The sequence below is a fragment of the Haladaptatus sp. DYSN1 genome (genome assembly GCF_029489995.1).
Classification (GTDB): Archaea; Halobacteriota; Halobacteria; order Halobacteriales; family Halococcaceae; genus QDMS2.
On the sequence record NZ_CP120470.1, the window covers coordinates 2,035,561 to 2,059,865 of the forward strand.

A 24,305-nucleotide genomic window follows, 5' to 3' on the forward strand; every position below is an offset into this window, starting at 1 on the left:
AGGTGTGTGGTGACGTACCAATAAACGTGCCCGCCTCAGAAAATTTCACCAATCTCGCCGAGTGAATCGACGACGTAATCGGGGCGCACCCGCCCGGCGTCGATGTTCTCTGGCGTGGTGATGCCAGAGCGCACGAGAACCGTCGTCATGCCGACGCGCTCGCCCATCGAGATGTCGGTCTGGAGGCTGTCGCCGATGACGAGACATTCGTCCGCGCTCACGCCGAGTCGCGACAGTGCGAGTTCGGCGGCTTCCTCGGAGGGTTTCCCGAGAACGTGATCCGCAGGGCGGTCTGCAACCCCCTCGATGGCGTGGATGATGGCACCGGACCCGGGGATGAGTCGGCCGTCGCCGATGGGGACGCGGCGGTCCGGGTCGGTGCCGATGAACGCCGCGCCGGCCTGAATCGCCCAGAGCGCGCTCGTGAGTTTCCGGTAACTGAACTCGCGGTCCCACGATCCGACCAGCACGTCGGTCGCTGTCGGTTCGTCGGTGAGCGTCAGGTCTGCGGCTTCGAGTTGTTCGACCAATCCGGGGTCGCCGATGACGAACACGTTGTCGTCCGCGTGGTGGTCCTGCAGGTACGCTGCGGTGACGGTCGCAGAGGAGGCGATCTCCTCGATAGGCACGTCGAGGCCGTGGCTTGCCAGTCGCTCGCTGTAGGCCGCGGGTGATTTCGTCGGGTTGTTCGAGAAAAACAGGAGGTCGAGTCCCGACGATCGCAAAAAGTCGATACCGGCGTCCGCGCCAGGAATGAGCGATTCGCCTCGATACACCGTTCCGTCCAGGTCCACGACTGCTCCGCGGTAGGTCATTACCGGTGATAGGGACGGCGACCGATTAACTCCGCGGGTCGTGGCACTACTCGAACCAGCATCGCGCGTGGAGGTCCTTTTCGAGCATGAACGACGACGCCTCGTAGAACAGGTCAGCGTACGCCCTGACGAACGCAGACGAAGTTGGCCCCGAGTAGATGACACCTTCGAGGAGCACCTGCGCGTCCGGTTCGCTTGGCGCGATGACCCGGCCGTGGGCCGACATCGTGCCGTTTCGCTCCGGGTCAGCGTCGGCGAAGCGTTCCATGAATTCGACCATCGTCGCCATCGTCGGCGACCGACCGCTGCGGGCGTCGGGGTCCATGTAGCCCTCCGTGAGCAAGGTTCGTGCTGCACTGGGCGAGAGGCCCTCGAATTTCACGTCCGGGCCGGCGACGGTCCAGTCGATTTCGTGGCCGAAAATCACCGTTTCCCGCCCGGTATCTGTCGCGAGGTTCACACCGATGGTTGTCGCTCGAGGGGAAAGTCGGTTTCGCGCAAGCCCAAATCTAGATACTCACAGCCTCCGAACTGTACGTATGCGCGGGGCAAACTCGAAACGGGATGTGGCAACGTCGTTTGGTCGAGCAAGCACGGGTTACCGCGATAGCCCCGTCCACCGCGGCGGACGCGATTTACAGCTGTTGAGCGAGTGGGCGAACGAAGCGACCCTCGCCCTCGACGTCGCGACCGGCTCGGGCCACACCGGCAACGCCCTCATGCGCGCCGGCGTCGACGAGGTCATCGTCGTCGACCTCACCCCCGAAATGGTCGCACTCGCCCAATCGTCGTTCCCCCTCCTGCGCGGCGTCGTCGGCGATGCAGAGGGCCTGCCGTTCCCTGACGACACGTTCGACGCCGTCTCGTGTCGTATCGCCGCCCACCACTTTCCGGACCCCGCAACCTTCGTCGCCGAAGTCGCTCGCGTTCTCGACCCCGGTGGCGTCTTCGTCTTAGAAGACAACGTCGCGCCGGACGACGAGGTGCTCGCGGAGTTTCTGAACCGCGTCGAACGCCTCCGTGACCCGACGCACGTCGAGAGTTATTCAGAACAGCGCTGGCGCGACTGGCTCGACGACGCCGGCTTCGTCGTCGAGGAGACGGCCTGGGTCCGGCGGACCCTCGAATTCGATAGCTGGGTCGAACGAATCGGCGTCCCGCAAGCCCGGCTGGACGAACTCCAGGCGGAGTTCGACAAAGCCCCGAATGCGGCGCGACGGTACTTCGACATCTGGTACGCAGAAGACGGTGTGGCGTCGTTCACGACGCCGAAACTGCTCGTCCGCGCACGGGCCTAAGCGTCCTGTCGCAGGCGGACGTCCCACCGGGGGCCCGCTCGGTTCAACAACACCCACCCGAGCACCGCGGCCAGCGCGGCAAGGACCACTGCAATTCCCGTCGTGAGAAGCGGCGAGACGCTGTGAGCGAGCGATGCGACCAGCAGCGGCACGGCCACGAGCGCGATAGCCACGCCGAACAGGACGAACCGTGGCGTGTCGAACAGGAGGTCGTTCGGCGCGAGTCCGGTGAGCCACGCCGTCACGCCGAAGACGTAGACGGAGACGAGCGGGAAGATGACGAACCCCGAGAGGACGCTCGTCACGTTGAACCCGAGTTCCGCAATCAGCAGGAAACAAAGCGAGACGGGAATCGTGAGCAGGAGATACGCGTAGAACTTCGCCCGGAACACCCGGGTGAGCGTGATGGGGTAGTGGAGGTACTCGCGGGCGTCGTCGAACTGCGTCACCCAGGCGTAGGTGGTGAACGACCCAAGGCCGAGCAGCGTCCCGAGGGCGATACCCGCGCCGGGTCGGATGGCCGTCGCCTCGGCCACTTTGTCGAGCAGGAACGCCGTTGTCCCGAAGATGACCGCCGCGGAGATGACCACTTTCCAGAACGACCCACTGGAGCGACCGACGTCCGTCACGGCCCGCGCGACGAGGTGTGGGTCCCGTCCGGGGATGCGATTTTTCAGGCCAGCGAGGCGAGTCGAGGGTGTTCGGTGGGTGGACCCCGCCCGTGGTTTGAACAGCACGAGGCCGAACGCCGAAAGGGCGATGAGGACGACGACGCCAATTCCAGCCCCGAGGAGTGTCGCTCGTTCACTGAGGCCGAGACTGAAAATGGTCTGGAGTGGGGCCTGCGCGTAGACGACGAGGGCACCGACCGTGAGCAAGAACAGCCCGAGTGCGGCCCGCCCGCGGGTGGCCACTGCGGCGGCGGCGAACGACAGCGCCACGCCGATGCCGAACACTTCGGCCACGGTGACCCAGAGAAGGAGCACGCGGAGGGGTGAGTGACCCACCTGGAGGGCAAAGGGTGCGTAGGCGAGGACGACCGGCGCGAGGTAGAGGAAGGCGTAGTAGACGAGGTCTTTGACGAGGAACGTCGCGAGCAATCGGCGCTGTGAGAGCGGGAGCGTTCGCGCGGAAAAGACGAGTAGCGTGAGGTCGCCGAGCAGATTCTTGAGCGCGTCGCGCCCGACGAACCCGATGGTTCCTACTTGCAAGCCGAGGAAGAACACGACGGCGTGGAGGCCGAGCGCGATGCCGTCGAGCGTGGTCCCCGTCAGAGTCAGAAACCAGTAGCTTACGCCGCAGACGAGGGCGATGAACAGCGGGAAGAGGGCGAAGCGTTTCGAACCGAACAGTCGGCTGTGGAGTCGCCACTCCTCTTTGACCATCCGAACGAAGAGGCTCATTGGACGACCGTGGCCTCCCCGGCCGTCTTCGCTGCGTCCACCTCCGAGAGGAAGTACTCGAGGAGGCCCTCGCCGTCTTCGAGCGTTCGCGGGTCGCGTTCGGCGATGAGCCGGCCGTTCGAGAGGATGCCGACGTTCGTACAGATTTCCTCCGCGACGCTGATGAAGTGCGTCGAGAGAAACAGCGTGTTGCCCACGTCACAGTAATCGACGAACAATCGTTTGACCCGCTCTTGCATGATTGGGTCTAAGTTGACGAGCGGTTCGTCGATGAATACGACCTGCGGGTCGTGGACGAACGCCTGTGCGAGCATGACGCGCTGGCGTTCGCCCTCGGAGAGGTCCGTCGCGAGCGTGTCGAGCCGGTCCTCGAAGCCGAGGCGGTCGGCCCACCGGGCGATTTGGTACTCCGGGTCGTCGAGGTCTCGCACCTCGGAAACGAAGGTGAGGTACTCGCGTGGCGTCATGAAACTCGGCGGGTCCTCGCGTTCGGGGAGGATGCCGACCTTTTTTCTGACTTCCACGGGGTCTTCGACGGGGTCAACGTCGAGGACGCGAGCAGACCCGGCCGTCGGGACAAGCTGGCCGGTCAGGATGGAGAGAGTGGTGGTTTTTCCGGACCCGTTCGGCCCGAGGAGGCCGTACAGCGAGCCGTGGTCGACCGAAAGCGAGAGGTCTGTGAGTGCCGCAAAGCCGTCGTACTCCTTTGTGAGAGAAGTTGTTTCGATGGCGGGCATTACTGCCGACATGAACCGCCCTGAACATAACTATACTGTCGGCCCACCCGAACGCTGAGTCGCCCGACCCGAATCGTTTTACGCCGCACAGCGCCAAATGGACACGTATGGCTTCGCCCGGTAGTTCCTTGCAGCGACTGGTCGGCAGGGAAAGCCGCCGCAATCTATTCATTACGTATCTGCTCACCTTCGTGGGCGTCGTCGTCGCGTTTACCTTCGCCTACAACACGGGGATGCGACTCCTCGAAAACGACCCGCAGTCGCTCTCCGATTCGCTCGTCGTGGTCGTCGAAACGTTCACCACGACGGGGTACGGCGAGGACGCGCCGTGGGCGACGCTCCCGATGAAATTTCTCGTCGTGACGATGCAGTTTACGGGCATCTTCTTCGTCTTCCTCGCGCTGCCGCTGTTCGTCGTCCCGTGGATCGAAACTCGCCTCTCGATGAGCGCGCCGAACGCGGTCGAGGACCTCACAGACCACGTCATCATCTGTGGCTACACGCCCCGCGGCGAGACGCTCATCGACGAACTCGACGACCGTGAGATTCCGTCCGTCGTCATCGCGTCGAATCGGGAGCAGGCGAACGCGCTCTACGAAAACGGCGTGCCGGTCATCTTCGGCGACCCCGAGACGAACGAAACACTCGAATCGGCGAACATCGCCGACGCGCGAGCGGTCGTCGCGGACGAGGACGACGAGACGAACGCGAGCATCGCTCTCACGGCCAAGGACATCTGCGATACGCAGGTTATCACCTTCGTCGAGACGGACGACGCGGCCCGCTATCACCGGTACGCTGGTGCAGATTTCGTCTTCTCGCCGCGTCACCTCGTCGGTGAGAGTCTCGCGAACAAGGTGACGACGACGCTCAGTCACGAACTCATGGACTCGGTCGAAATCGGTGAGAATTTCGAAATCGTCGAGTTCTCCATTCAGGACGGCAGCCCGCTCGACGGCGTCACTATCGAAGACAGTCGAATCACAGAGGAAACCGGCGCGAACATCATCGGAGCGTGGCTCTCGGGGGAATTCGTGAGTCCGCCGGGCCCGGAGACCGTCATCGACGAGCACACGATGTTGCTCGTCGCCGGCGACGAGGGGCAATTAGAGCAGGTCAAATCGCTCACCCTCTCTGCCACCCGGCGTCACAGTCCCGGCCCGGTTGTCATTATCGGGTACGGTGAAGTCGGGGCGGAAGTCGCCCGCGCTCTCGACGAGTCCGGCCACCCCTTCACCGTCGTGGATATCGAGGACAAACCGGGCGTGGACGTCGTCGGGGACGCGACGGACGACGAGACGCTGCGCGAGGCGAGACTCGACGAGGCGAGCGCGGTGATTCTCGCGCTTCCCGACGACACCGTGTCGGTGTTCTGCCTGCTCATCCTGCGCGAACACTACCCAGATATCGAGATTCTCGCCCGCGCAGAGGAGACAGACAGCGTCCGAAAGATGTACCGCGCCGGTGCGGACTACGTCCTCGCGCTCGCAACGGTGAGCGGTCGAATGCTCGCCTCGACGATTCTCGACGAGGAAGTCATCACCTTCGACAAGCAGATAGAGGTGGTGCGGATAGCCGCACCGAATCTCGCGGGACAGACCCTCGCGGGGGCGGACGTCCGCCAGCGAACCGGCTGTACGGTCATCGCCGTCCGGCGAAACGGGTCGGTCATCACGGACGTCGGCCCGGATTTCGTCATCCAGCGCGACGACGAACTCATCGTGACCGGTCTCGACGAGGACATCAATCAGTTTTCGAAAGTGGCTGGCTGACCGCAGTTCGCGGCCGGGCGAACAGTCGCCGTGCAGCGAAGGCCATCCACCCGCCGAAGATGAGCGCGCCGATGATTTCTGGAATCGCGAGGCCACTGCGCGTGAGGTCGCCCGTCGAAACCCAGATCCACGTCATGATGTTCGCGATGCCGAGCCAGATGCTCGCGAGACCAAAGGAAACGTCTGCGGCAATCACAGACCCGGTTCCGTGGACCCAGAGGGCGAGGGTGAGCAACAGGTAAAACGAGAGTGCGGCGGGGAAGTGATACGCCGTCCCGATAGGGAAGACACCGACGGAGAACAGGGCGACGAGGCTGCCAACCATGAGGCCGCCGTTGAACAGCCACGCCGTCCGTTCGCCCGCGCCGCCGAGGTTGGAGAGCGCGCTTCCGGTCCACGTGAAGGTCGGCGAGAGGAGCGTGGCCAGGAGGATTGCACCGAGCGTGATACCGGGTGCGAGGATGCCGGAAAGGGCTCCGGCGCGGTGGGTATTCATTGAAGAAGGTTCCGACCCACCGGCAAAAAAGGTAGTGTTGTCAGCCTTCGAAGATGTCCGTGGCGGGGTTGAAATCTGCCCACGCGAACCAGAACATCGGCGACGCGTCGTTCGCTCGCGTGAGGCGCGTGCTCTCGTGGGGGCCGTCGAGGGCGACGCCGGTTCCGAGTCGCCAGCGCGACCCGCCGCCGCGCATCTCGCCTGGCGCACCCACCTCGAAGGTCAACGTTTCGTCCCCAACCGTGCGGTCGTAGGCCACGAGCGTTCCGTCCGCGAGGGTGGCGACGACCACGGCACGTGACCCGACGGTGTCGTTTACAACCCCGCTCGCGTCGACGACTTCGAACGGATAGGCGCGCGCCATCGCGCCGTCGGTGATGCCGATGACGAGCGTTTTCGGGTGCAGGCGGTCGTCGTCGAAGTCGTTGAAGCCGATACCAATCTGGTCAGAACTCGCGTACGACGAGTAGGGGTCGATGCCGTAATCGCGCGTCGTCGGCCCGTTTATCGTCCCCGACTTCGGCGGCGGGAGGAGGACGACGGTGTCTGGGTAGGTGGTAGTCCACTCCCCCCACGTCGTCAGCGTGGATGGCGTCAGCGTGAGCGTCTCGCCGGTTCGCTCGCCTGAAATCGCCGTTGCGAGAAGCTGACTCCAGAGGCTCTCGGTCTTAAAATCGTACATCACGAGGTCCGAGTTCCAGAGCAGTCCCGACACCCCGAAGTTCGTCGCCGCGCCGTCGACGGTTCGCTCCGCAGTGAGACCGCTGCCACAGAGCGGGCAAAACGTCACCAGCAGTGGGCCGTCGAAGTCGTCGTTCACGATTTTGTGCCAGTTCAGAATCTTGAGCGGGTAGGCACGCGTCTCTCCACCGCGTTCGACGCCGATGACCCTGTCCGTCGGTTCGAGTCGTGGGCGGGCGGTGTACTCGCCGATGAAGTTGCTCCGAACGCGCATCTCGATGCCCTCCCAACTTTCCCCAAAGACTGGGTCCGTGATGGCAGGAATCGCGTCCTTCGGCGCACCACGTCGCAACTGGTCCGATGGAACGGGGAGCGTAAATCCATTCGGCGTCGAAACTGGGGGCGTTCTGTCAGGACTGCCGCCCGTGCCGCCCGTGCATCCGGCGAGGCCGAATGCCGCCGCGGCGGACACTGCCGTGAGGTATCGCCGTCGGTTCATGTCATGGATTGGCACGCACCCGTCTAATCCCCGGCGGGGTTGTGTGAGCCACGCTCACAAACGGAATACCCCTTTTCCAGCACCCACCAATACTCAGGCATGGACACAACCCGGCGACGATTTCTCGCGACCGCCGGGCTCGCCACAGCGGGTGCGCTCGCAGGCTGTACCGGTGGGTCGCGAGAGGCTGCCCTGACGCTCGATACGCTCGCGGTCGGGTCACTCGACGGTGGCCCGCTCCGCGTCCAGCCGACGGACCGGCCGGTGTTGCTCGATTTCTTCGCAACCTGGTGTGCGCCGTGTAAGCCCCAGATGAGTGACTTAGCCGAGATACGCAGTCGCTACGGCCCAGACCGCCTCCACATGCTGTCGATAACGTGGGAACGCGACGCGGAGGTCGTTCGAGCCTTCTGGGAAGAGTACGGCGGCACGTGGCCGACGGCGCTCGACCCGGACGTGCAAACCGGTGAGCACTACGGGGTCAGTAACCTCCCGACGCTCCTCGTGTTCACTGCCGATGGCGAAGAAGTCTGGCGACACGTCGGCCTCGCCAGTCTGCAAGCTATCGACGACGCCGTCCGCCGCGCCGGAGTCGCGTGATGGTTCTCGAAGACCTGCGACTCGGTTTCGCCTTCACCGCGGGCGTGCTCACCTTCTTCGCCCCGTGTTCGTACCCGCTGCTCCCCGGCTACGTCGCCTACTATCTCGGCAGTGGAGACGACGCTCCGCAGTCGACTGGACGACGGCTCCAGCAAGCGGTGCTCGTCGGGTCACTCGTGAGTGCCGGCTTCTTTCTCGTCTACGCCGCGCTCGTCGGCCTCGTGGTCGCCGTCGGGACGCAGGCGTTCACCAACATCTCTCTCCTCGAACTCGTCGTCGGGAGTTTGCTCGTATTTCTCGGCGGAGCGATGGCCCTCGGAAAGACGCCAACTCGCCTCCACCTGACGATACAACTGCCAGCGCGAACGCGGTCTTCGACCGGGTTCGTCCTGTTCGGCGTCGTGTACGCGGGGGCCGCCGCCGGATGCACAGCCCCACTGTTCATCGCCGTCTCGCTGTCCGCGCTGGCTGCTGGACCCTCCACTGCCGTCGTGACCCTCGCCGCCTACGCCGCCGGGATGAGCGTGCTCATGATTCTCGTGACCGCGCTCTCCGCTCTCGGACGCGAGACATTACTTCGCCGTCTCTCGCGTAACGTTCGCGGAGTCACCCGCGCAGCGGGCGTCCTGCTGGTGCTCGCCGGCCTCCTGCAAATTTACCTGTTCCTGTTCGAATTCGATGGTCTGCGCATCCTCGGCCTCGGGTGACGCTACCCGCGAACTCGTCGCGCTCGCAGCGAGGCCTGGAGTCGGTCTGCGACCACGTCTCTGAGCGTCGCAGCCGTCGCCGCGTCGATGTCGAGGGCACGGGCGTTGCTGCCGATGATGCTCCGAGCGCCCGCGGTGTCCACCGTGAGCGTGGCTAGGTCGCGATAGCGCTGGAAGATGGACGCGCTCGTCGCCACCGTCTGAACGCGATAGTAGGGGACGATTTTCGTCGTTCGAACCCAGAACCCAGCCTGCGTGAGGACGTAGTCGTCTGTGAGCGCGTAACCCCGGTTCTTCCACTGGTAGTGGGCTGCGACTGGCGTAAGCGGAATGCCGAGCAACGGCACCCACCATCCGATTTCAAATCCAGAAAATCGAATGACGGCAAACAGCACGCCGGTCAACGCCAGCAACGCGAGCGTGTACCGCACGGCGTACCGCTGTCGGGCGCGTTTCGGCGGTCGCTCGAACGTCGGGTCACCAAAGGGTTCGATTGTCTGGGCGAGCGATACGACGCGGTCTTTCGGTGCGAGCGGGACGGCCGCCTCAGACCCGAGAGTCGTTCCCTGTCCCGGTGCGTACCCGGCCGTCTCGACACCGAGCGTGGCGTGGTCGACGAGTCGCTGAACCAGATTCTCTCGAATCGTGAGCGTCTGCACCTTGTCGAGGGGAATCGTCCCGTCGTAGCGCTGGAGCAGGCCTCGTTCGTACCGCAGGTCGCCGTTCGCCCGCGACAGGCGGAAACCGTAGTAGTTCGCGATGGCCGCGGCCCCGCTGGTGACGACCGAGAGCACGATGAGGGCGATGATGCCGAGCGGAGCGGCGAGGATGAACCCGGTGACAGGGTCGGTCACGATGAATCGCGAAAGGGAGGGGACGACGACCGGCACGGCTACGGTGAGAATGGGCACGAATCGTAAATCGAGCGAGACGAGACCGAGGAGGGCGAGTTCTCGCGACGAAATTTCGTAGAGGAGCGTCGAGGCAGGGGCTTCTTCTGTGTCGTCCACAGCGCCGCGTTTCAACCGACCGACCTCGTCAACGAGACGTCGTGCCGCGTCGGTGCTCACGTAGCGCAGGTGCGCTTCGGTCGAACTCCCGCCTGCGGTTTCGACCCGAACTTCGGCGATGTCGAGGGCGCGTTGAATCAGGTTGCGGTGAATATCGACGTTCTGGATGCGCCGGAGCGGAATCTCCCGGTTCGTCCTGGAGAGGACCCCCGAGGTGATGTCGAGTGAGTCCGCGGTGAGTCGATACTCGAAGCGCTGATAGTAGCGAACTTGATACCCGACGAGGACGAGGAAGCCGAGGCCGAACAGTCCCGCCAGAACTGCGGTGCCGACGCTCATCCCGAACATCGAGACGGACCCGAATCCGGCGAAGATGAGAACCCAGACGAACCCGCTCGCGACCCGCAGAAGCCGGTAGGGAATCGAAAGCGGACTGAGTTTCATACGGCGTCCTCGGGTTCCGCGTCGATGGCCAGTCGCTTAAGCTGGTCTTGCAGGTCGTCGGCTCCGGTCGGTGTGAGGCCGGGAATAGTCACGTCCGCGCCACGTGACCCGGCCGTGTACACCACCGAGGTTGCGAGTCCCGCGAGTCGCTCGACCGGGCCGCGACGAGCGTCTACGTGCTGGACGCGGACGAACGGGACGACGGTCTTGACCCGGGTGAAGACACCGCGTTCTAAGTACAGGTGGTCGTCGTAGAGGGCGTACCGCCACCGCCGATACCGAGCGACAGCGAGCACGCTTCCGACGACAGTCAGCACCACGAACACTCCCGCGGCGACGAGGCCTGTCCGGGTAGTGAGACCGGCGAAGAAAGCGGAAACGACACCGGCGAGTGCGGCGAACACGAGTGCGCCGACCACCGACTCTGCGATCCACACCACCTGCACCCGCGGATGAAGGCTGCGCAGTGTGACCGTCGTGTCACCGTCCATTGGTTGGTGTTGCGCCGGCATCGCTTATAAACGTACGGCGGACTGTCCTCGCCGTGGTCTGGTCGGCTTCCGCCAGACAATCTCCATCTGCTGACTCTCCAAAAAAGTGGTGAATTGTGGTTCTTCGTCCCGTCTATCCCGCAAATTCGAGAGGTAGACTTAATTCTTTCGGATGCCTGTAGATAGCATATGGCAATGCGAGACGATTCTGCCGCGCCCACCAGCGATTTCGCGCGGCTAGACTACCTCTTTCGACTCGGTGTCTTCGTCGTGGGCGCCGTCATCGTGGCGACGACCATCGTGAGAGGTATCGCCGGTGCGTTCGGACTCGTCCCGCCGACGTTCGCGCCGCTCGCGTGGTCACAGGTCATCGGCGTCGCCGTACTCGGGTCCGCCGGCGGCGTGTTCGTCTACGCCATCCTCGACCGGTACACCGACCGCCCCAGGCGAAATTTCGTCGTCGTCGCCCTCGCGGTCCTCATCCTTTCTACCGCCCCGCTGTGGCTCGCACAGCAGTTAGCGGATGCGACGATGGCCGGAGTGGCCGTCCTCGGGGTGTTGCACATCGTGGTCGCGTTCGTCACCGTGTTCCTGTTGCTCCGAATGGACGAGGACGACCCCGTCTCGACCAGCCCGCCGCCTGAGTAACGTATTTTTTCTATCCGGCCGATATACAACGGATGAGTGTCATCGCCGAGTTTACTATCCCATACTCCGAGTTCAATCTCGGCACGGTCTTGCACACGGATTCGGAGATTCACATCGACTTAGAACGCATCGTCCCGACGTCTGAAAAGGTGATGCCGTTTTTCTGGGCGTCGGGTGGCAATCTGGAGGCGTTCGAGAACGAAGTCAGGGAGAGTCCGGTCGTCGCGAACCTTTCTCGTCTGGATGCCGTGAGTGGCTCAGCGCTCTACCGCGTCGAGTGGACAGAGCCAATCGAGAGCCTCGTCCACGGAATCGCCGAGTCAGAAGCGACGATTCTCAAAGCGAACGGAAACAGAGAGTGGCTGTTCCACCTGCGGTTTGGCGACCACGCACACCTCTCGCAGTTCCACGAGTACTGTCTCGAACACGACATTTCGATAGACCTGTCCCGGGTGTACACCCTCGCCGACGGTGGCCAGGAGCGACCGCACGGACTGACCGCAGACCAGCGAGAGACCCTGCTGCTCGCACTCGAACACGGATATTTCGACGTGCCGCGCGCGGCGACGCTCTCAGAGATTGCGAACACCCTCGGAATTTCCCAACAGGCGGCCTCGGAACGAGTCCGTCGTGGGGTGAAAAGCGTACTCTCATCCGTGCTCGAAGAACGTAGCTAATAAACTGCCTGAAATAACAAGCAACGCTAGCAAGTCCATCCCCGCCAACCCTCACATGTCGGGTGTGATGGTGGCAACCAGCCACCGCGCGTGGGGTAGCGTTGAACCCGACTGCTAGGGAAAAGGGGACGCTGTCCGGGGGTCTTCGGGGCTTCTCTCGGAGACCCACGCCGTTCCTCGTCGTTCTCCGTTGTGTTCTTATTGGTGACCAGACACCCGAACTGGTTGGTACGGCTCCTCTAAGTATTCCATCTCGCTGGCAGAAAGTGAGATGTCGAGGGCTTCGACCGCTTGCTCCAGGTGTTCGACGCTCGTCGTCCCGACGATTGGCGCATCGACCCAGTCTTTGTGCAGCAGCCACGAGAGCGAAATCTGCGCCATAGTCACGTCTTTCTCCGCCGCCAGTTCCTCCACCCGTTCGTTGACCTCCTTGCCGCCACCTTCGAGATACGGGTGGCGACGGGCGTGCTGGTCCGACTGCCCGCGCGTGGTGGCGTCGAACTCGACGTGCGGCCGGGTGAGATAACCGCGGGCGAGCGGGCTCCACGGGATGACGCCGATGTCCTCCTTCTCACAGAGCGGGAGCATCTCGCGTTCTTCCTCACGGTAGAGCAGGTTGTAGTGATTCTGCATCGTGACGAACCGATCGAGTCCGAGGCCGTCGCTCGCGTGGAGCGCTTCGGCAAACTGGTGGGCCCACATGGAACTCGTCCCGATGTAGCGCACCTTCCCGCGGCGAACTGCGTCAGAGAGCGTCGCGAGGGTCACGTCGATGGGCGTATCGTCGTCCCATCGGTGGGTCTGGTACAGGTCTATCGTCTCCATTCCGAGACGGTCGAGACTCGCCTCCAGTTCCTGTTCGATGGCCTTTCGCGACAGGCCCGACGAGTGAGGGTTCGACTCGTCCATCTCGTGGAAGACCTTCGTCGCGACGACGTTCTCCTCGCGTCGGCCCTCCAGTGCCGTGCCCAGAATTCGTTCTGATTCGCCGACCGAGTACATGTTTGCCGTGTCGAAGAAGTTGATGCCGAGGTCGATTGCCCGGTCGATAATCGGGAGGCTCTCCTCCTCCGTGAGCACCCAATCGCGCCACTCCGGGGTGCCGAAACTCATGCACCCGAGACACAATCGACTGACTTCCATCCCGGTCGAACCGAGTGTCGTATACTCCATGTGAAACCCTCACAGACGAGCACCAAAAAACTACAGTCGGTCTGTCCCAACCGCCGCGACGCCCGCCCGGATTCCGCCGAGGACGAGGACACAGCAGATGACGGCCCCGCCCACGGAGGCGAAGGTAATCGGCGCGGCACTGTCGATGGCGAGCCGGGCCACCGTCGTCGAGGGGTGTTCGGGCAGGAACACGAGGCTCCCGAAGAACAACAGCAGTGCCGTCGAGTAGGCGAGTTGCGACCGCTGTCGGTCACCGATGAGAATCGATATCGCGGCCCCACCGCTCACGACGAGCAAGGTGAGGGCGGCCACGAACGCGAGCAACAGCGGAACGTGTGCGATGGCGATGCCGTTGAACGTGAGCAGGGCGAGCCACAGGAGCACCTGTGCCGGGGCGAGAACCGCCGCAGCGAGCAGTTTTCCGTCCACGATGTCGACGATGGTGAGCGGCGCGACCCGAAGCAGTTCGAGGGTTCCGCGCTCGTTCTCCTCGGTTATCGAATCGACCACGAGCGACCCGCTGATGAAGACGGGGAGGAAACAGAGGAGGGGCAACAGAATCGTGTACGTGAACCCGAAGTACGGACTCGCGGACACCTCACGCGGAAGCGAAATCGGCCGGTTTTCGAGGCTCTGCTGGCGCGCGACCCGCTCCGTTCGTTCGAGCGTTTCGAGCGTCTCGCGTACCTGTGTGACGATTAACGTGCTCCGCAAACTCCCCCGCGGGACGACGGTTTCGACCACGATTCGCCCGTCGTCGCCGTAATGTGCCAAGAGGATGCCATCGAGGCGACCGATTTCGAAGTCGCTTTCGGCCCGCTCGCGCGAGTCGTAGTGACGGAATCGACTCCCGTCCACCTCTCGAATTGCACCCTCCACGCGGTCGCTCGCGTCGCCGGCCACGCCAAAGGTGACGACCTGCCCGTCGGAGACGCTGCCGGGGGCGTACAGCGAGACGAGGCCCACGACGAGGAACGACGAGAAGGCGGCGATGAACAACTGAATGAGCAACGCGAGGACGATGGTCTTCTCGCTCTTGATGGCACCCAGTTCGCGCCGGGTGATGGCGAGGCGTGGGTCAGCCAAGTTGCATCACCACCGTGAGGTTGTACACCGTGTGGACGAAGATGGCCACGCCGAGCGCGACGGCGTACGAACGCGCCCCTCGCGCCGCCCCGATGGCGGAAATCGTCGCGGTGACGACGTGGAGTACGAGGGGAGCCAGCAGGAAGCCGAGCAAGACCAGTCCGCTCGTCTCCACGCCTCCCGCGAACGCCACGTTCCCCAGTCGGAGTTCGGGAAGGCCGACGATTTGGCTGACGAGCGTGAGTTTCTCGGCGAGGAAGAAACCGACCCCAGAGAGCGTCCCGAGGATGAGCGAGAGTTTCAGGCGGCGGTCGAATTTCGCGCTCTCGAACCCGGCGAACACGTGGATGCTCTTCGCAATCTCCTCGACGAGCGCAATGGCCACGAGCAACACTGGAATCGAGAACGAAACCGGGAGCGCGAACAGCGTGGCGACGGCCAACAGCTCGGCGACGAACACGAACGGGATGAACAGAATCGAGAGGACGGCGATAGAGCGCCGCCCCGAGATACGACTCGAAATCGCGTCGAGCGCCTTCAGGTGGACGGGTCGCTGCGTGAACATGTCTTCTTCGCGGTAGATGCCCACGCCGAGCGTGAACAAGACGAACGCGGTGAGATAGAGCGGGAGCGTCGCAAAGGCGTACTCACCGGCCGTAATTGCTTGCGATTGCAGGTCCCGGACGACGAGCGTGAGCGGCGAAATGAGCGCGATGGCGTTCAGGTCGGTGAAGATGGCCGGAACGAACGCGTACGTGGTGAGAAACACGCTGATGGCCACCGTGACGAAGGTGAGTTCCTTGAACGACCGGGCGAACATTCCGGCGAGGAACGTCGCCGCGAGGAACACGAGCGCGAGCGGGATGACCGCCGTTATCGAAATCGGGCCGCCGCCGATGGCGAGCGCGATGACCGTCGTTATCGCGAGCGAGGCGAGGAAGTACGGGAGCGTCTTGCCTGCGACGATGTCGTAGCGCGACACCGGCGAGACGAGCAACAGGACCCCACGACGGTTCACGCGCTCTTTGAGTATCGAACTGCCGTAGGCCTGAATGACGAAGTTCATCGGCAGGACGAACAGGAACGCGAGGGCGAGCGACTCGAAGGGGAACGGCGGCGCGATGTCGCTCGGCGTGTCGCCTGACCCACCTCCGAGCAGGCCGTCTGCTAGCGGTGGCTGGTCGCCAGGCAGTGGCGTGTTGCCCCCGTCACCGCCACCACCGCCGGCGGCTGGCGTCTCCGTTGCGCCGCCGGGCGACTGCTGGTTTTGGGTTGGTTCGTCGGCCGTCTGCTGGCCCTGTCCGCCAGAACCGGGCACGACCACTTCGCCCCCGGCGCGATTCACGTAGGTGATGTTCACGGCGACGGGGAAGGCCGCGGAGCGGTTCCCCTCGGTCGCCATGAGGCGGTCGTTGTATCCTTCGACCGCCCGCCTGAGTTCCGCGAGTGCAGCCCGGCCCTTCTGTGTGTCACGGTAGCCGACGCGGCCGTCTTGGATGAGCAGGTCGAACTCTTCGCCACTCGCCGGGTCGTGGATGGCGAACGTCGGGTCTGCGGCGACCGGCCCGTAGTAGGGACTCGATTCGTCCACGCCGACGCGGTAGATGCCCCGGTCGAGGGTCACGCCGTGGCTGACGGCGGCCATGGAGACGACCACGAGCAGGACGATGGCGACGACGCCAGCGATGGCGGTTCGCCGGTCGATGCCGCCCGCCCCCTTTGTCACTTCCCAGCGCGCGATGCGCAGGAGTTTGCGCGGGTTCACGACGGTGGCTCCCGCTTTGCCAGCGTGAGGAAGATGTCTTCGAGGCTCGGTTCCTCGGTTCGCAGGTCGAGTATCTCGCCGCCTTGGGCCTGTGCTTCCTGTCGAATCTCGTCGACTGCGGCCATGCTGTCCACGACGGTCAGGTGACGGTTTCCATCTGGTTCCGAGTCGGGGACCGGGACGGAGGTGTAGACGTGATACGCGGTCTTGCCGTGTTGCTCGCGAATCTCCGCGACAGACCCTCGCGCCACGATGCGCCCCTTGTTCATGATGACGAGGTGGTCGCAGATGCTTTCGACGTGATAGAGGTTGTGCGCGCTGAAGACGACCGTCTTCCCCTGTTCGCTCAGGTCGCGGGTGAATTCGAGGACGTAGTTCGTCGTGAGCGGGTCGAGCCCGCTCGCCGGTTCGTCGTAGATGAGCACGTCCGGGTCGTTCACGAGCGAGCGGGCGATGGCTACCTTCCGGCGCATCCCCTTCGACATATCGCCGAGTCGGCGGTCGCGGTAGTTCAAGTCGAGGGCGTCGAGCGTCTCGGCGATGCGCTCGTTCGCCACGTCGCGGGGCACGTCGTAGAGGTCCGCGAAGAATCGAAGATAGGAGTTCGGCGTCATCTCCTCGTAGAGCGGCGACTCCTCAGGCAGGTAGCCGAGTCGACGCCGCATCGCCGGGTCGTTCGCCTGCATTCCCGCGACGGTGGCGCTGCCGCTGGTCGGTTCGAGCAGCCCGGCGAGCATCTTGAGCGTCGTGGTCTTCCCTGCACCGTTCGGGCCGATGATGCCGAACACCTCTCCTGGTTCGACCGAAAAGTCGCTTCCCTCGACAGCAACGAATCCGGCGTATTCTTTCCTGAGGTCACGGACCCGTATCATTCAACTGGACTGTACGGACGGGAAGACAATGTAGCTTTGCTACAGGAAACCGTTCCACCCCTCGCAAAAAACACGTGCCGCACCGCGAAAGTTGTTCTCGATTATCGTACGACCATCATGTCGGATACGTAGTGGAGATCTTCGCCGATCTCCTCACCCTCACAGTCCTCTGTCGGGCATCGATAGTACCATCCATCTTTTGTTGCACGTCGCTCGGCGAAGCGCTCACCGCACTGGGAACAGAACAACTGCGCGTCAGAGCAGTTGTCCTGGTGGAGCTGCAGGTCCAGTTTGCTGGTGAACGTCCGCTTGCAATTTCGGCACGTGTGAACCATGAGTTAGGCATACGTGCGAGAGGTAATAGAAACTCCGTTCTGTAATCCGACACAGTATGTCTGAACCTAACACACCCTAGTTTCGAGAGACAGGTACTCTGTATGGCACGTACACCTATTGTTCCAAAACACATATATAAAGGAAATTAATATTTTCACGGGTCGGTGACAGTCGCGTTTTGTGACGCGTCGTTAGGCCGCGTCGATTGCCTCGAGCAGGAGGTCCGCGGCGAGCGCCATCTCGCGCTCGGTCACGTCGAGTGGCGGGAGCAGACGGATGGTCTTGTACCCACAGCCGAGGATGAGCAGGCCGCGTTTCAACGCCTCCTTAATCACGGCGTCGCGGCGGTCCCGGGTATCGAGTTCGACGGCGAGCATCAGGCCGAGTCCGCGCACGTCAACCACCTTCTCGTTGGCCGCGTCGGCGAAGTGTTCTTTCAACTGTTCGCCGCGCGCGGTGGCGTTGTCGAGCAGGTCGTACTGCTCGATGGCGTCGAGTGTGAGTGCGCCCTGCATCGAGCCGAGAATGTCGCCCGCTCCCCAGGTCGATGAAATGCGACCTTTCTCCGCCGGGAACACGTCGGAGCGCGAGACGGTGGCACCGACGCGAAGCCCCTTCGCGCAGGTGATGACGTCGGGCGTGATGGGATAGTGGTCAGACGCCCACAGTTTCCCGGTGCGGCCAATCCCTGACTGGATTTCGTCTGCGATGAGCGTGATGTCGTACTCCGCACAGACGTCTGCGATTTCCTGCATGAACGCCTCGCTCGGGATGTTGTAGCCACCCTCACCCTGGACGGGTTCCATAATCAGGTAGGCAACCTCTTCGGGGTTGATGTGCCCTTTCTTGGGGTGGAGGCGACGACGCAGCGAGGAGGTGTCGTCGGTGAAGAAGCCACAATCGCAGGTGTCCGCCGTGCAACTGCGGTCAGAACAGAACGGTGCGTCGTGGATGCCCGCAACCTCTGGGTAGTGGCGGCGATAGACCTCCTTCGACCGGTTGAGCGAGAGTGCGCCGAGGGTGCGCCCGTGGAACGCTCCCTGGAAGGTGAGCCCGTATTTCGCGCCGCCGCTGTTGTCGTAGCAGATTTTGATGGCGTTTTCGACGGCCTCCGCCCCGCTGTTCGAGAGGAACACGGTGTCCATGTCGTAGTGGGCGGTCAATTCGGTCAACTTGTCCATGAGCACCGCTGGCCCGGGAATCTGTGGGTCGTCGGGCGTTCCGCTCCCGGCGACGTAGAAGTCTTGCCCGGCGATTTTCATCGGGTCTACCAGGTCGAATCGCTCGAGTTTGTCCATAATCTTCGGGTTGTTGTACCCGAGCGGGGCGGCCCCGACGTGACTCGTGAAGTCCATGAGAACGTTGCCGTCGACGTCGGTACAGAAGGGCCCTTCTGCCTCCGCAGTGATATCCCAGACAAAATCGTAGACGTACGTACTCGGCGCCGCCGTTTGCTGGTGGTATTTAACCCATTGCTGGGCGCGTTTCCCGGGCAAATCGCGGACCTGTGGTCGAGCAGTCTCTCGGTCCATGAGTTTACTGCGCAATCCCCCGTTAAAAAGATGGTTACGTTTGCGGCGAAATTTAGAACGTCACGAGCGCGGTCATGAGCGTCGCCGCGACGAGTAGGACGCCACTCCAGAAGCCGACGCGCATCGCGAACTTTCGACTCGGCCCGAAGGCGACGAGTCCGGCCTTCACGACGATACTCGACGCCGTCGCGAGCAGAATCGCGATAATCGCGGTATTGTAGTCGAGGCCGCCGGTCCGGTACAGCACCACCGTCGACGTCGTGACACCCGCACTGGAGACGAGCCCAGAGAGGATGGCCGTGACGTAGAATCCGATGGTGCCGAACTGTGCTTCGGCGAGGCCGCCGGCGACGATGATGACGAGGAACATCGCGCCGAATCCGAGCGCGTTGCGAAGGGAAAACGGGTTGTCGAGTTTCATTTCGACTTTCTGCGACCAGTCTGCGGTGTAGGCGGCGACGAGCACACTCCCGAGGATGACCGCGCCAAGCGGCACAGCCGCACCCACGAGGACGCGGTCCGCTGAGAGCGTAAAGCCAATCGCAATGACGAGATTCCTGAGCGCCATCGCGGCGTCGGCGAGGAGGATGGCCGCCACTGCGTAGGAGGCGGCGTCGGGGCGCTGGCGTACGTGGTCCATCATCGTCCCGACGACGGCCGTAGAGGAGGCGAGACCGCCGAAAAATCCGGTCACTGCGATGCCACGGCCGCCGTAGCTCTTGACGATGGCGTAGTTTGCAATGCCGATGCCGGCCACGGTGACGACCATCAGCCAGACGACTTGCGGTTCCGCGGCGATGCGGGTTCCGTTGAGGTCGAAGCCGATGGGGTCGCTCGGTAATAGCGGGAAGATGACGAACGCGAGGATGGCGAACTCGGAAGTGGACCGAACCTCTTCGCGGGAGAGTCCCCACGCGAAACTGTGGAGTTCGCGCTTCAACACGAGCAACAGCGACGAGAGGACGGCCACCGTCACCCCTTCGATGATGAAGCCACTCGCGACGAGCGACCCGACGCCGTAGGCGACGAGCATCGACGTCGAGGTGGTGAGCGAAAGCCCCTTGTCCTCGTCCCGTAGGCCCTGGACCGCGAGTAAGACCCCCTGGACGATGATGAGCAGGCCACCGACCACGAGCAGGAGTTCCCGGTCGAGAATCGTGAACACCGCAGCGAGCAAACTAATCAGTGAGAACGTGCGAATACCGGCAGACTTCTGAGACCACTCGCGTTCCAACCCGAGAAACATGCCGAGCGCCCCGGCGAGCGCGATGCGTACCACCGTGCTGTCGAGTGGAGCAGCTCCAATCTGCGCGACGAAATCGGTCACTGCGTGAGGTTTCGCCCCACGTGCCTAAAATTCTCCGGCCTGCCCCACGAACGTTTATTCACCAGGCCCGCAAACGGGGAGCCATGGTCGCCTCGTCTGTCTCTCGTTCGCGGGCCGCCTGGTGGGCCGTCGGTGCCATCCTCGGGGCCGCGTTGCTGTTCGTCCTCTACTCGTTCATCGGGACGTTCGTCTTTGGCATCTTCATCTACTACGCGACCCGCCCCATCTACGACCGCCTCAAAACTCGCATCTATCCCCGGTCGCTCGCGGCATTCGTCGCGCTGTTCACCCTCGCGTTGCCGGCGTTGCTGTTGCTCGCGTATTCTGTCGCCATCGGTCTTCAGGAGGTGAACGCCATTCAGGATTCGGTGGAACTCGGCCCGCTATCTACGGCCGTCGAACCCTACCTGGACGTTTCGAGCGTGGTCGACGACCCCGTCAGCTACATCGAGAGCGACACTGGCATCGAAACGCTGCGAGGCATCATGGACCAGGCACTCGACTACACTGGATTCATCGGGAACCTGCTTCTCCATCTGTTCGTCATGATTGCGCTTGCCTTCTACCTGCTCCGAGACGGCCACAAACTCACGCGCTGGTGCCAATCTCGGTTCGGGGACGAACGTGGCGTCCTCGACTCCTACCTCAAGAACGTGGACCAAGACTTCCACAGCATCTTCTTCGGGAACATCCTTAACGCCGTGTTGACCGCCATCATCGCCGTCCTCTCCTACTCTGTCCTCGACTTCATCAGCCCGCCGGGCCTTGCCATCCCCTACGCCGCGCTCATCGGCCTGCTCGCGGGCGTGGCGAGTCTCATCCCCGTCGTGGGCATGAAGCTCGTCTACTTCCCGGTGACGGCCTATCTCGCGGTCATGACCGCCGTCTCTGAGGAACCGCAGTTCTGGTTCGTCGTCGTGTTCGCCGCAGTGTCGTTCGTCATCGTGGACACGCTTCCAGATTTCGTCCTGCGGCCCTACGTTTCCGGGCGCAACCTCCACGTCGGAGCCGTGATGTTCGCCTACATCTTCGGGCCGCTGCTGTTCAGCTGGTACGGCATCTTCCTCGGCCCCATCTTGCTCGTGCTCGTCGTCCACTTTGCGCGAATCATCCTCCCGGAACTCATCTCCGGGACTGAAATCAAACCCTACGCGGTGGACCCGACCTACCTCACCGACGCCCGCAAGTCGAAGCAACCAACCACAAAAGCGGACGCATCCACGGACGGCGGGACGACGTCTGGCCAGTCAACTGACTGAGCACGACGGGTGAAAAACAGCGAGATATAGGGGGACCGAACTGCGTTATTCTTCGACGTAGCGCTGTTCCCAGTCGGCACGCGCGTCGATTTCGCGGCGGCCGCGCCGGGTCAGCGTGTAGAAGTTGGTTCGACGGTCGCGCTGCCCTTTCTCGACGAGGCCCTTGTCGACGAGCGTGTCGAGGTTCGGGTAGAGGCGCCCGTGGTGAATCTCCTTTTCGTAGTACTCTTCTAACTCTTCTTTGATGGCGAGACCGTGGGGGTCTTCGCTGCCTGCAATCACGTAGAGGAGGTCTCGCTGGAATCCTGTCAAATCGTGCATCGGTACTTTCATTCAGACATATTGAGCCGAACAGGATAAACATATCGGGTGGAGAATGCCCGGAACATACGGCTCTTCTTCTTGCGTTTTGGAACGATTCGAGAAATTATTTGATTCCTGATGCGTGGGTGAAAAGGTTCGGACAGGATATATGGGGAGTTCAGCAGAATGTCAGTGTCGTGTACGAATCAAGACAGAAATCCATCCTATCCGCGGGACTTATCGACTCGCCGCACGTATAGCCCCTCGATGCCAGAAGAAGTGCTGTTTAAGTCAGAACAGAAGCAGACCCGAGAAGAAATCGCGGCCTACCTGCGAACGGTGGCCGACAAACTCGATGCCGGTGAAGAGTTTTCGCTCAGCGCCGGTGGCGAGTCGGTTACGATGAACCCGCCCGCGCGGGTCACGTTCGAGGTGAAAGCAGAGCGTGAGACGTCTCGCGGCGCGAAGCAGGGCGAACTCAGTATCGAATTCGAACTCGAGTGGGACGAAGGCGCGACTGACGAAGACTCGTCACTCTCGATCTCGTAGTATTTTTCAAAAGGTAAGCAACACCCGAGGGAGCAGCCCCCGGGTATGCTTGCCGCCCTGAATTGGTCCCCGCTGACGCTTCGGCCCTCCAATCGAAGCGTCAACTGGATAAATCGTGCAATATTACTTAAAGATACCGGAACCGGTCCGAACAGCCTATATATACTCCTCTTCGAGCACCCAGCCGAGTGCTCGCTTGTAGTAGGTGAACATCTGTTTGACCCCCTGGTGGTTCATATCCTCGTCGTCGAGTTCTTCTTTGAGAAATTCGTACTGCTCGCGAATCTCCGCTTCAGAGCGCATATCGCTTCGTAGCACAGGCCCACAAAAGAAACTGCTGCCTACACGCGGTCGAGTCGAGAGAGCCCGTGCCAGAGGGCGTCCACGAGTCGCGTCTCGCCTTCGCCGCCCGCCTTGTCCCAGCCGCGAGCGAGTGCGTCTTCGATGACGACGAGGTCGTGATTCTCGAAGTTGTTCATGCCGCGGAAGCGTTCGAGTGCCTTGCGCTCGGGTTCGCCGAACGTCTCGCTCGGCGTTCCGTCGTAGAGGTCGAGGTCTGCAAGCGTTTCGGCGACGGCGCGGGCCGTCTCGCCCGACAGTGTCTCTGTCTCTTCGGGCGCTTCCCGCGCGAGGAGCGTGATGTCGTACAGGCGGAAGATGCGCTCCAGTTCGTCGATTGGCGTCTCGTGGTCGTCCACCCGCACGTCTACCCAACGGTCGTTCTTGCCGTCGTAGCCGCCTTCCGGCTTCGCGATGTACAGCGCGGCGCTCTGCTCGCCGCGCTTGTCGCCGCCCGCGTCGTTCCCGGCGTGCAGCGCGGCGAGCAGTTTCTCCGGGAGGCCACCCCCCGTCTCCTCGAACACCGTGGCCATCGCGGTCAGCGTCTCCTCGCTCACGAGAATGTTCCCCTGCACCGAGTAGTTCTCCCCCTGCAAATCGCCCGCGTAGTCGAAGCACTCGCCGCCCGTGAACGCCGCCACGGTACCGTCCTGTCCGACGACGCCCACCTGCCGGGATTCAGCCTCGTCGTCGGTCGCGGTCAGTTGCTCGACGACGGCTTCTGCTGGCTGCCCCTCACGCAGCAAATCGAGGCCCTCGGGTCCATAGGCGACGTTCGCAAAGCTCTGCGTGGCGATCGCTCCAGCATCCGCGCTGACGAACGGGACGACGGAGCCGACGCTGATGAACTTCGAGTGGACGGCGACCCCGACCGCGTTCGTGTCCGGGTCGCGCGCGACGATAGAGAAGGTGGACGGCCGTGGTTGTGTCATGGTGTCACCCCACGGCTGGCAGGCGCAAAAGCGTTCGCCGTCAGCCCTGTTTTCGCGCCGTGAGTGGCTGTCGGGAGACCAGCGTGCAGTCGAAGTTGGGATGCTCCACGAAGTGTCGCAGGAGCATGTGCCGTCGTCCGCCGGTGAGCCCCGACCGGTTCAGGTCTTCGGCGGTGAACTCCGCCGGGAGTCGGTCGTAGAGTCGTTCCAGTTCGCGATAGGTGTCGAACACCTTACTGTGGCCGGTCGAATTCGCGCCCCGCCGGGCGACGACGTACGACCCATCCTCGCGGTAGGTCCCCGAGGTGTAGACGTACTCGCGGGTCTCCGTGAGCGCCTCCTGGAGCGCGTCGCGCAGCCGGCTGGCTGTCGCTCGGTCTAGAACAGTCGGTTCATTATTTACGTGCAGGACGGCGCCTTCCGGCGTGCTCGTCACAGAAACAGTTTCATCGCGGGAGAATTTCTCGACCAGCCGCCTCACGGCGACTTCGAGTATCCTCTGGAACGTCGTAGGTGAGTGATTCACTCGAAATTGTATTCCCCCGTAGGCGAGG

27 protein-coding genes are annotated in these 24,305 nt (G+C 62.9%); 8 read left to right on the forward strand and 19 right to left on the reverse strand.

Going from position 1 to position 24,305, the window contains the following annotated elements; translation table 11 throughout:
• Positions 1–35: 35 nt before the first annotated feature.
• Both P0648_RS10845 and P0648_RS10850 read right to left on the reverse strand, forming a co-directional pair.
• Entirely contained in the window at positions 36–815 is a 780-nt protein-coding gene (locus P0648_RS10845; RefSeq protein ID WP_277503951.1) for an HAD-IIA family hydrolase, read from the reverse strand.
• Positions 816–861: 46 nt separating this feature from the next.
• Positions 862–1,275, reverse strand: coding sequence for a hypothetical protein (locus P0648_RS10850; RefSeq protein ID WP_276247231.1), 414 nt, complete (start codon positions 1,273–1,275; stop codon positions 862–864).
• A 79-nt stretch (positions 1,276–1,354) separates the two neighbouring features.
• Here P0648_RS10850 and P0648_RS10855 point away from each other — a divergent pair, with 79 nt between their 5' ends.
• Positions 1,355–2,113 carry a class I SAM-dependent methyltransferase gene (locus tag P0648_RS10855; RefSeq protein ID WP_369685657.1) on the forward strand — a complete coding sequence of 253 codons (759 nt, stop codon included), beginning with the start codon at positions 1,355–1,357 and terminating at the stop codon, positions 2,111–2,113.
• Here the strand turns inward: P0648_RS10855 and P0648_RS10860 are convergent.
• On the reverse strand, positions 2,110–3,516 hold the full coding sequence (locus P0648_RS10860) for a hypothetical protein (RefSeq protein WP_276247229.1): 1,407 nt from the start codon (positions 3,514–3,516) through the stop codon (positions 2,110–2,112). The genes P0648_RS10855 and P0648_RS10860 overlap by 4 nt on opposite strands.
• Positions 3,513–4,253 carry an ABC transporter ATP-binding protein gene (locus P0648_RS10865; RefSeq protein ID WP_276247228.1) on the reverse strand — a complete coding sequence of 247 codons (741 nt, stop codon included), beginning with the start codon at positions 4,251–4,253 and terminating at the stop codon, positions 3,513–3,515. The genes P0648_RS10860 and P0648_RS10865 overlap by 4 nt, the downstream gene beginning before the upstream one ends.
• 107 nt (positions 4,254–4,360) lie before the next feature.
• Between P0648_RS10865 and P0648_RS10870 the strand changes: the two genes are divergently transcribed.
• On the forward strand, positions 4,361–6,025 hold the full coding sequence (locus tag P0648_RS10870) for a TrkA family potassium uptake protein (protein ID WP_276247227.1): 1,665 nt from the start codon (positions 4,361–4,363) through the stop codon (positions 6,023–6,025).
• Here P0648_RS10870 and P0648_RS10875 read toward each other — a convergent pair.
• Positions 5,997–6,521, reverse strand: coding sequence for a hypothetical protein (locus P0648_RS10875; protein WP_277503956.1), 525 nt, complete (start codon positions 6,519–6,521; stop codon positions 5,997–5,999). The genes P0648_RS10870 and P0648_RS10875 overlap by 29 nt on opposite strands.
• Positions 6,522–6,561: 40 nt before the next feature.
• A complete protein-coding gene (locus P0648_RS10880) occupies positions 6,562–7,701 on the reverse strand; it encodes a DUF3179 domain-containing protein (protein ID WP_277503958.1) in 1,140 nt (379 codons plus the stop codon).
• Positions 7,702–7,800: 99 nt separating this feature from the next.
• On the opposite strand from P0648_RS10880, the gene P0648_RS10885 reads away from it, so the two are divergent.
• Complete coding sequence (locus P0648_RS10885) at positions 7,801–8,301, forward strand: TlpA disulfide reductase family protein (protein ID WP_277503961.1); 501 nt, start codon at positions 7,801–7,803, stop codon at positions 8,299–8,301.
• A complete protein-coding gene (locus P0648_RS10890; RefSeq protein WP_276247223.1) occupies positions 8,301–9,008 on the forward strand; it encodes a cytochrome c biogenesis CcdA family protein in 708 nt (235 codons plus the stop codon). The genes P0648_RS10885 and P0648_RS10890 overlap by 1 nt, the downstream gene beginning before the upstream one ends.
• Positions 9,009–9,010: 2 nt before the next feature.
• Here P0648_RS10890 and P0648_RS10895 read toward each other — a convergent pair whose 3' ends face one another.
• Both P0648_RS10895 and P0648_RS10900 read right to left on the reverse strand, forming a co-directional pair.
• The gene (locus P0648_RS10895; protein WP_277503963.1) at positions 9,011–10,462 is read right to left on the reverse strand and encodes a PH domain-containing protein; all 1,452 of its coding nucleotides are present in this window, start codon (positions 10,460–10,462) and stop codon (positions 9,011–9,013) included.
• Positions 10,459–10,953, reverse strand: a complete 495-nt coding sequence (locus tag P0648_RS10900) for a PH domain-containing protein (RefSeq protein ID WP_276247221.1) — start codon at positions 10,951–10,953, stop codon at positions 10,459–10,461. The genes P0648_RS10895 and P0648_RS10900 overlap by 4 nt, the downstream gene beginning before the upstream one ends.
• Positions 10,954–11,142: 189 nt before the next feature.
• Here P0648_RS10900 and P0648_RS10905 point away from each other — a divergent pair, with 189 nt between their 5' ends.
• Together P0648_RS10905 and P0648_RS10910 are read left to right on the forward strand one after the other, a co-directional pair.
• Entirely contained in the window at positions 11,143–11,601 is a 459-nt protein-coding gene (locus P0648_RS10905; RefSeq protein ID WP_276247220.1) for a DUF6069 family protein, read from the forward strand.
• 32 nt (positions 11,602–11,633) lie between these two features.
• Positions 11,634–12,278 (forward strand): helix-turn-helix domain-containing protein, encoded by a 645-nt coding sequence (locus P0648_RS10910; RefSeq protein ID WP_277503968.1) that lies wholly within the window; start codon positions 11,634–11,636, stop codon positions 12,276–12,278.
• Positions 12,279–12,476: 198 nt separating this feature from the next.
• Here P0648_RS10910 and P0648_RS10915 read toward each other — a convergent pair whose 3' ends face one another.
• The 7 genes from P0648_RS10915 to P0648_RS10945 all read right to left on the reverse strand — a co-directional run bounded on the left by P0648_RS10915 (position 12,477) and on the right by P0648_RS10945 (position 20,369).
• Positions 12,477–13,451, reverse strand: coding sequence for an aldo/keto reductase (locus P0648_RS10915; protein ID WP_276247218.1), 975 nt, complete (start codon positions 13,449–13,451; stop codon positions 12,477–12,479).
• Between the two features lie 30 nt (positions 13,452–13,481).
• Positions 13,482–14,537 carry an ABC transporter permease gene (locus P0648_RS10920; RefSeq protein WP_277503969.1) on the reverse strand — a complete coding sequence of 352 codons (1,056 nt, stop codon included), beginning with the start codon at positions 14,535–14,537 and terminating at the stop codon, positions 13,482–13,484.
• Positions 14,530–16,302 carry a PrsW family intramembrane metalloprotease gene (locus P0648_RS10925; protein WP_277503971.1) on the reverse strand — a complete coding sequence of 591 codons (1,773 nt, stop codon included), beginning with the start codon at positions 16,300–16,302 and terminating at the stop codon, positions 14,530–14,532. Before P0648_RS10925 ends, P0648_RS10920 begins: the two co-directional genes overlap by 8 nt.
• Positions 16,299–17,174 carry an ABC transporter ATP-binding protein gene (locus tag P0648_RS10930; protein WP_276247215.1) on the reverse strand — a complete coding sequence of 292 codons (876 nt, stop codon included), beginning with the start codon at positions 17,172–17,174 and terminating at the stop codon, positions 16,299–16,301. The genes P0648_RS10925 and P0648_RS10930 overlap by 4 nt, the downstream gene beginning before the upstream one ends.
• Positions 17,175–17,275: 101 nt before the next feature.
• Positions 17,276–17,509 (reverse strand): transcriptional regulator, encoded by a 234-nt coding sequence (locus P0648_RS10935; RefSeq protein WP_276247214.1) that lies wholly within the window; start codon positions 17,507–17,509, stop codon positions 17,276–17,278.
• 192 nt (positions 17,510–17,701) lie between these two features.
• The gene (locus P0648_RS10940; RefSeq protein WP_276247213.1) at positions 17,702–19,042 is read right to left on the reverse strand and encodes an aspartate aminotransferase family protein; all 1,341 of its coding nucleotides are present in this window, start codon (positions 19,040–19,042) and stop codon (positions 17,702–17,704) included.
• A gap of 52 nt (positions 19,043–19,094) precedes the next feature.
• Positions 19,095–20,369 carry an MgtC/SapB family protein gene (locus P0648_RS10945; RefSeq protein ID WP_276247212.1) on the reverse strand — a complete coding sequence of 425 codons (1,275 nt, stop codon included), beginning with the start codon at positions 20,367–20,369 and terminating at the stop codon, positions 19,095–19,097.
• A gap of 83 nt (positions 20,370–20,452) precedes the next feature.
• Here P0648_RS10945 and P0648_RS10950 point away from each other — a divergent pair, with 83 nt between their 5' ends.
• Complete coding sequence (locus P0648_RS10950) at positions 20,453–21,628, forward strand: AI-2E family transporter (protein ID WP_276247211.1); 1,176 nt, start codon at positions 20,453–20,455, stop codon at positions 21,626–21,628.
• A gap of 45 nt (positions 21,629–21,673) precedes the next feature.
• Here the strand turns inward: P0648_RS10950 and P0648_RS10955 are convergent, their stop codons facing one another.
• Entirely contained in the window at positions 21,674–21,949 is a 276-nt protein-coding gene (locus P0648_RS10955) for a PadR family transcriptional regulator (protein WP_276248475.1), read from the reverse strand.
• 249 nt (positions 21,950–22,198) lie between these two features.
• Between P0648_RS10955 and P0648_RS10960 the strand changes: the two genes are divergently transcribed.
• Positions 22,199–22,480: an amphi-Trp domain-containing protein gene (locus tag P0648_RS10960; protein ID WP_276247210.1), complete on the forward strand. Its 282-nt coding sequence runs from the start codon at positions 22,199–22,201 to the stop codon at positions 22,478–22,480.
• A gap of 156 nt (positions 22,481–22,636) precedes the next feature.
• On the opposite strand, the gene P0648_RS10965 is transcribed toward P0648_RS10960, so the two are convergent.
• Genes P0648_RS10965 through P0648_RS10975 form a run of 3 tightly spaced genes read right to left on the reverse strand, consistent with a single transcriptional unit; the run spans position 22,637 to position 24,160 of the window.
• The gene (locus P0648_RS10965; protein ID WP_276247209.1) at positions 22,637–22,783 is read right to left on the reverse strand and encodes a hypothetical protein; all 147 of its coding nucleotides are present in this window, start codon (positions 22,781–22,783) and stop codon (positions 22,637–22,639) included.
• A gap of 38 nt (positions 22,784–22,821) precedes the next feature.
• Positions 22,822–23,751, reverse strand: a complete 930-nt coding sequence (locus P0648_RS10970) for a DUF1028 domain-containing protein (protein ID WP_276247208.1) — start codon at positions 23,749–23,751, stop codon at positions 22,822–22,824.
• 40 nt (positions 23,752–23,791) lie between these two features.
• Positions 23,792–24,160 (reverse strand): hypothetical protein, encoded by a 369-nt coding sequence (locus P0648_RS10975; protein WP_369685118.1) that lies wholly within the window; start codon positions 24,158–24,160, stop codon positions 23,792–23,794.
• Positions 24,161–24,305 lie beyond the last annotated feature (145 nt).

What these genes read in the sequence shown, in the direction of transcription:
- P0648_RS10930 (WP_276247215.1), bottom strand. Translation starts at nt 17,174, where the DNA reads ATGATACGGGTCCGTGACCTCAGGAAAGAATACGCCGGATTCGTTGCT.
- P0648_RS10970 (WP_276247208.1), bottom strand. Translation starts at nt 23,751, where the DNA reads ATGACACAACCACGGCCGTCCACCTTCTCTATCGTCGCGCGCGACCCG.
- P0648_RS10855 (WP_369685657.1), top strand. Translation starts at nt 1,355, where the DNA reads ATGCGCGGGGCAAACTCGAAACGGGATGTGGCAACGTCGTTTGGTCGA.
- P0648_RS10875 (WP_277503956.1), bottom strand. Translation starts at nt 6,521, where the DNA reads ATGAATACCCACCGCGCCGGAGCCCTTTCCGGCATCCTCGCACCCGGT.
- P0648_RS10880 (WP_277503958.1), bottom strand. Translation starts at nt 7,701, where the DNA reads ATGAACCGACGGCGATACCTCACGGCAGTGTCCGCCGCGGCGGCATTC.
- P0648_RS10890 (WP_276247223.1), top strand. Translation starts at nt 8,301, where the DNA reads ATGGTTCTCGAAGACCTGCGACTCGGTTTCGCCTTCACCGCGGGCGTG.
- P0648_RS10955 (WP_276248475.1), bottom strand. Translation starts at nt 21,949, where the DNA reads ATGCACGATTTGACAGGATTCCAGCGAGACCTCCTCTACGTGATTGCA.
- P0648_RS10870 (WP_276247227.1), top strand. Translation starts at nt 4,361, where the DNA reads ATGGCTTCGCCCGGTAGTTCCTTGCAGCGACTGGTCGGCAGGGAAAGC.
- P0648_RS10940 (WP_276247213.1), bottom strand. Translation starts at nt 19,042, where the DNA reads ATGGACCGAGAGACTGCTCGACCACAGGTCCGCGATTTGCCCGGGAAA.
- P0648_RS10950 (WP_276247211.1), top strand. Translation starts at nt 20,453, where the DNA reads ATGGTCGCCTCGTCTGTCTCTCGTTCGCGGGCCGCCTGGTGGGCCGTC.
- P0648_RS10965 (WP_276247209.1), bottom strand. Translation starts at nt 22,783, where the DNA reads ATGCGCTCTGAAGCGGAGATTCGCGAGCAGTACGAATTTCTCAAAGAA.
- P0648_RS10885 (WP_277503961.1), top strand. Translation starts at nt 7,801, where the DNA reads ATGGACACAACCCGGCGACGATTTCTCGCGACCGCCGGGCTCGCCACA.
- P0648_RS10845 (WP_277503951.1), bottom strand. Translation starts at nt 815, where the DNA reads ATGACCTACCGCGGAGCAGTCGTGGACCTGGACGGAACGGTGTATCGA.
- P0648_RS10860 (WP_276247229.1), bottom strand. Translation starts at nt 3,516, where the DNA reads ATGAGCCTCTTCGTTCGGATGGTCAAAGAGGAGTGGCGACTCCACAGC.
- P0648_RS10960 (WP_276247210.1), top strand. Translation starts at nt 22,199, where the DNA reads ATGCCAGAAGAAGTGCTGTTTAAGTCAGAACAGAAGCAGACCCGAGAA.
- P0648_RS10905 (WP_276247220.1), top strand. Translation starts at nt 11,143, where the DNA reads ATGGCAATGCGAGACGATTCTGCCGCGCCCACCAGCGATTTCGCGCGG.
- P0648_RS10910 (WP_277503968.1), top strand. Translation starts at nt 11,634, where the DNA reads ATGAGTGTCATCGCCGAGTTTACTATCCCATACTCCGAGTTCAATCTC.
- P0648_RS10900 (WP_276247221.1), bottom strand. Translation starts at nt 10,953, where the DNA reads ATGGACGGTGACACGACGGTCACACTGCGCAGCCTTCATCCGCGGGTG.
- P0648_RS10935 (WP_276247214.1), bottom strand. Translation starts at nt 17,509, where the DNA reads ATGGTTCACACGTGCCGAAATTGCAAGCGGACGTTCACCAGCAAACTG.
- P0648_RS10915 (WP_276247218.1), bottom strand. Translation starts at nt 13,451, where the DNA reads ATGGAGTATACGACACTCGGTTCGACCGGGATGGAAGTCAGTCGATTG.
- P0648_RS10895 (WP_277503963.1), bottom strand. Translation starts at nt 10,462, where the DNA reads ATGAAACTCAGTCCGCTTTCGATTCCCTACCGGCTTCTGCGGGTCGCG.
- P0648_RS10865 (WP_276247228.1), bottom strand. Translation starts at nt 4,253, where the DNA reads ATGCCCGCCATCGAAACAACTTCTCTCACAAAGGAGTACGACGGCTTT.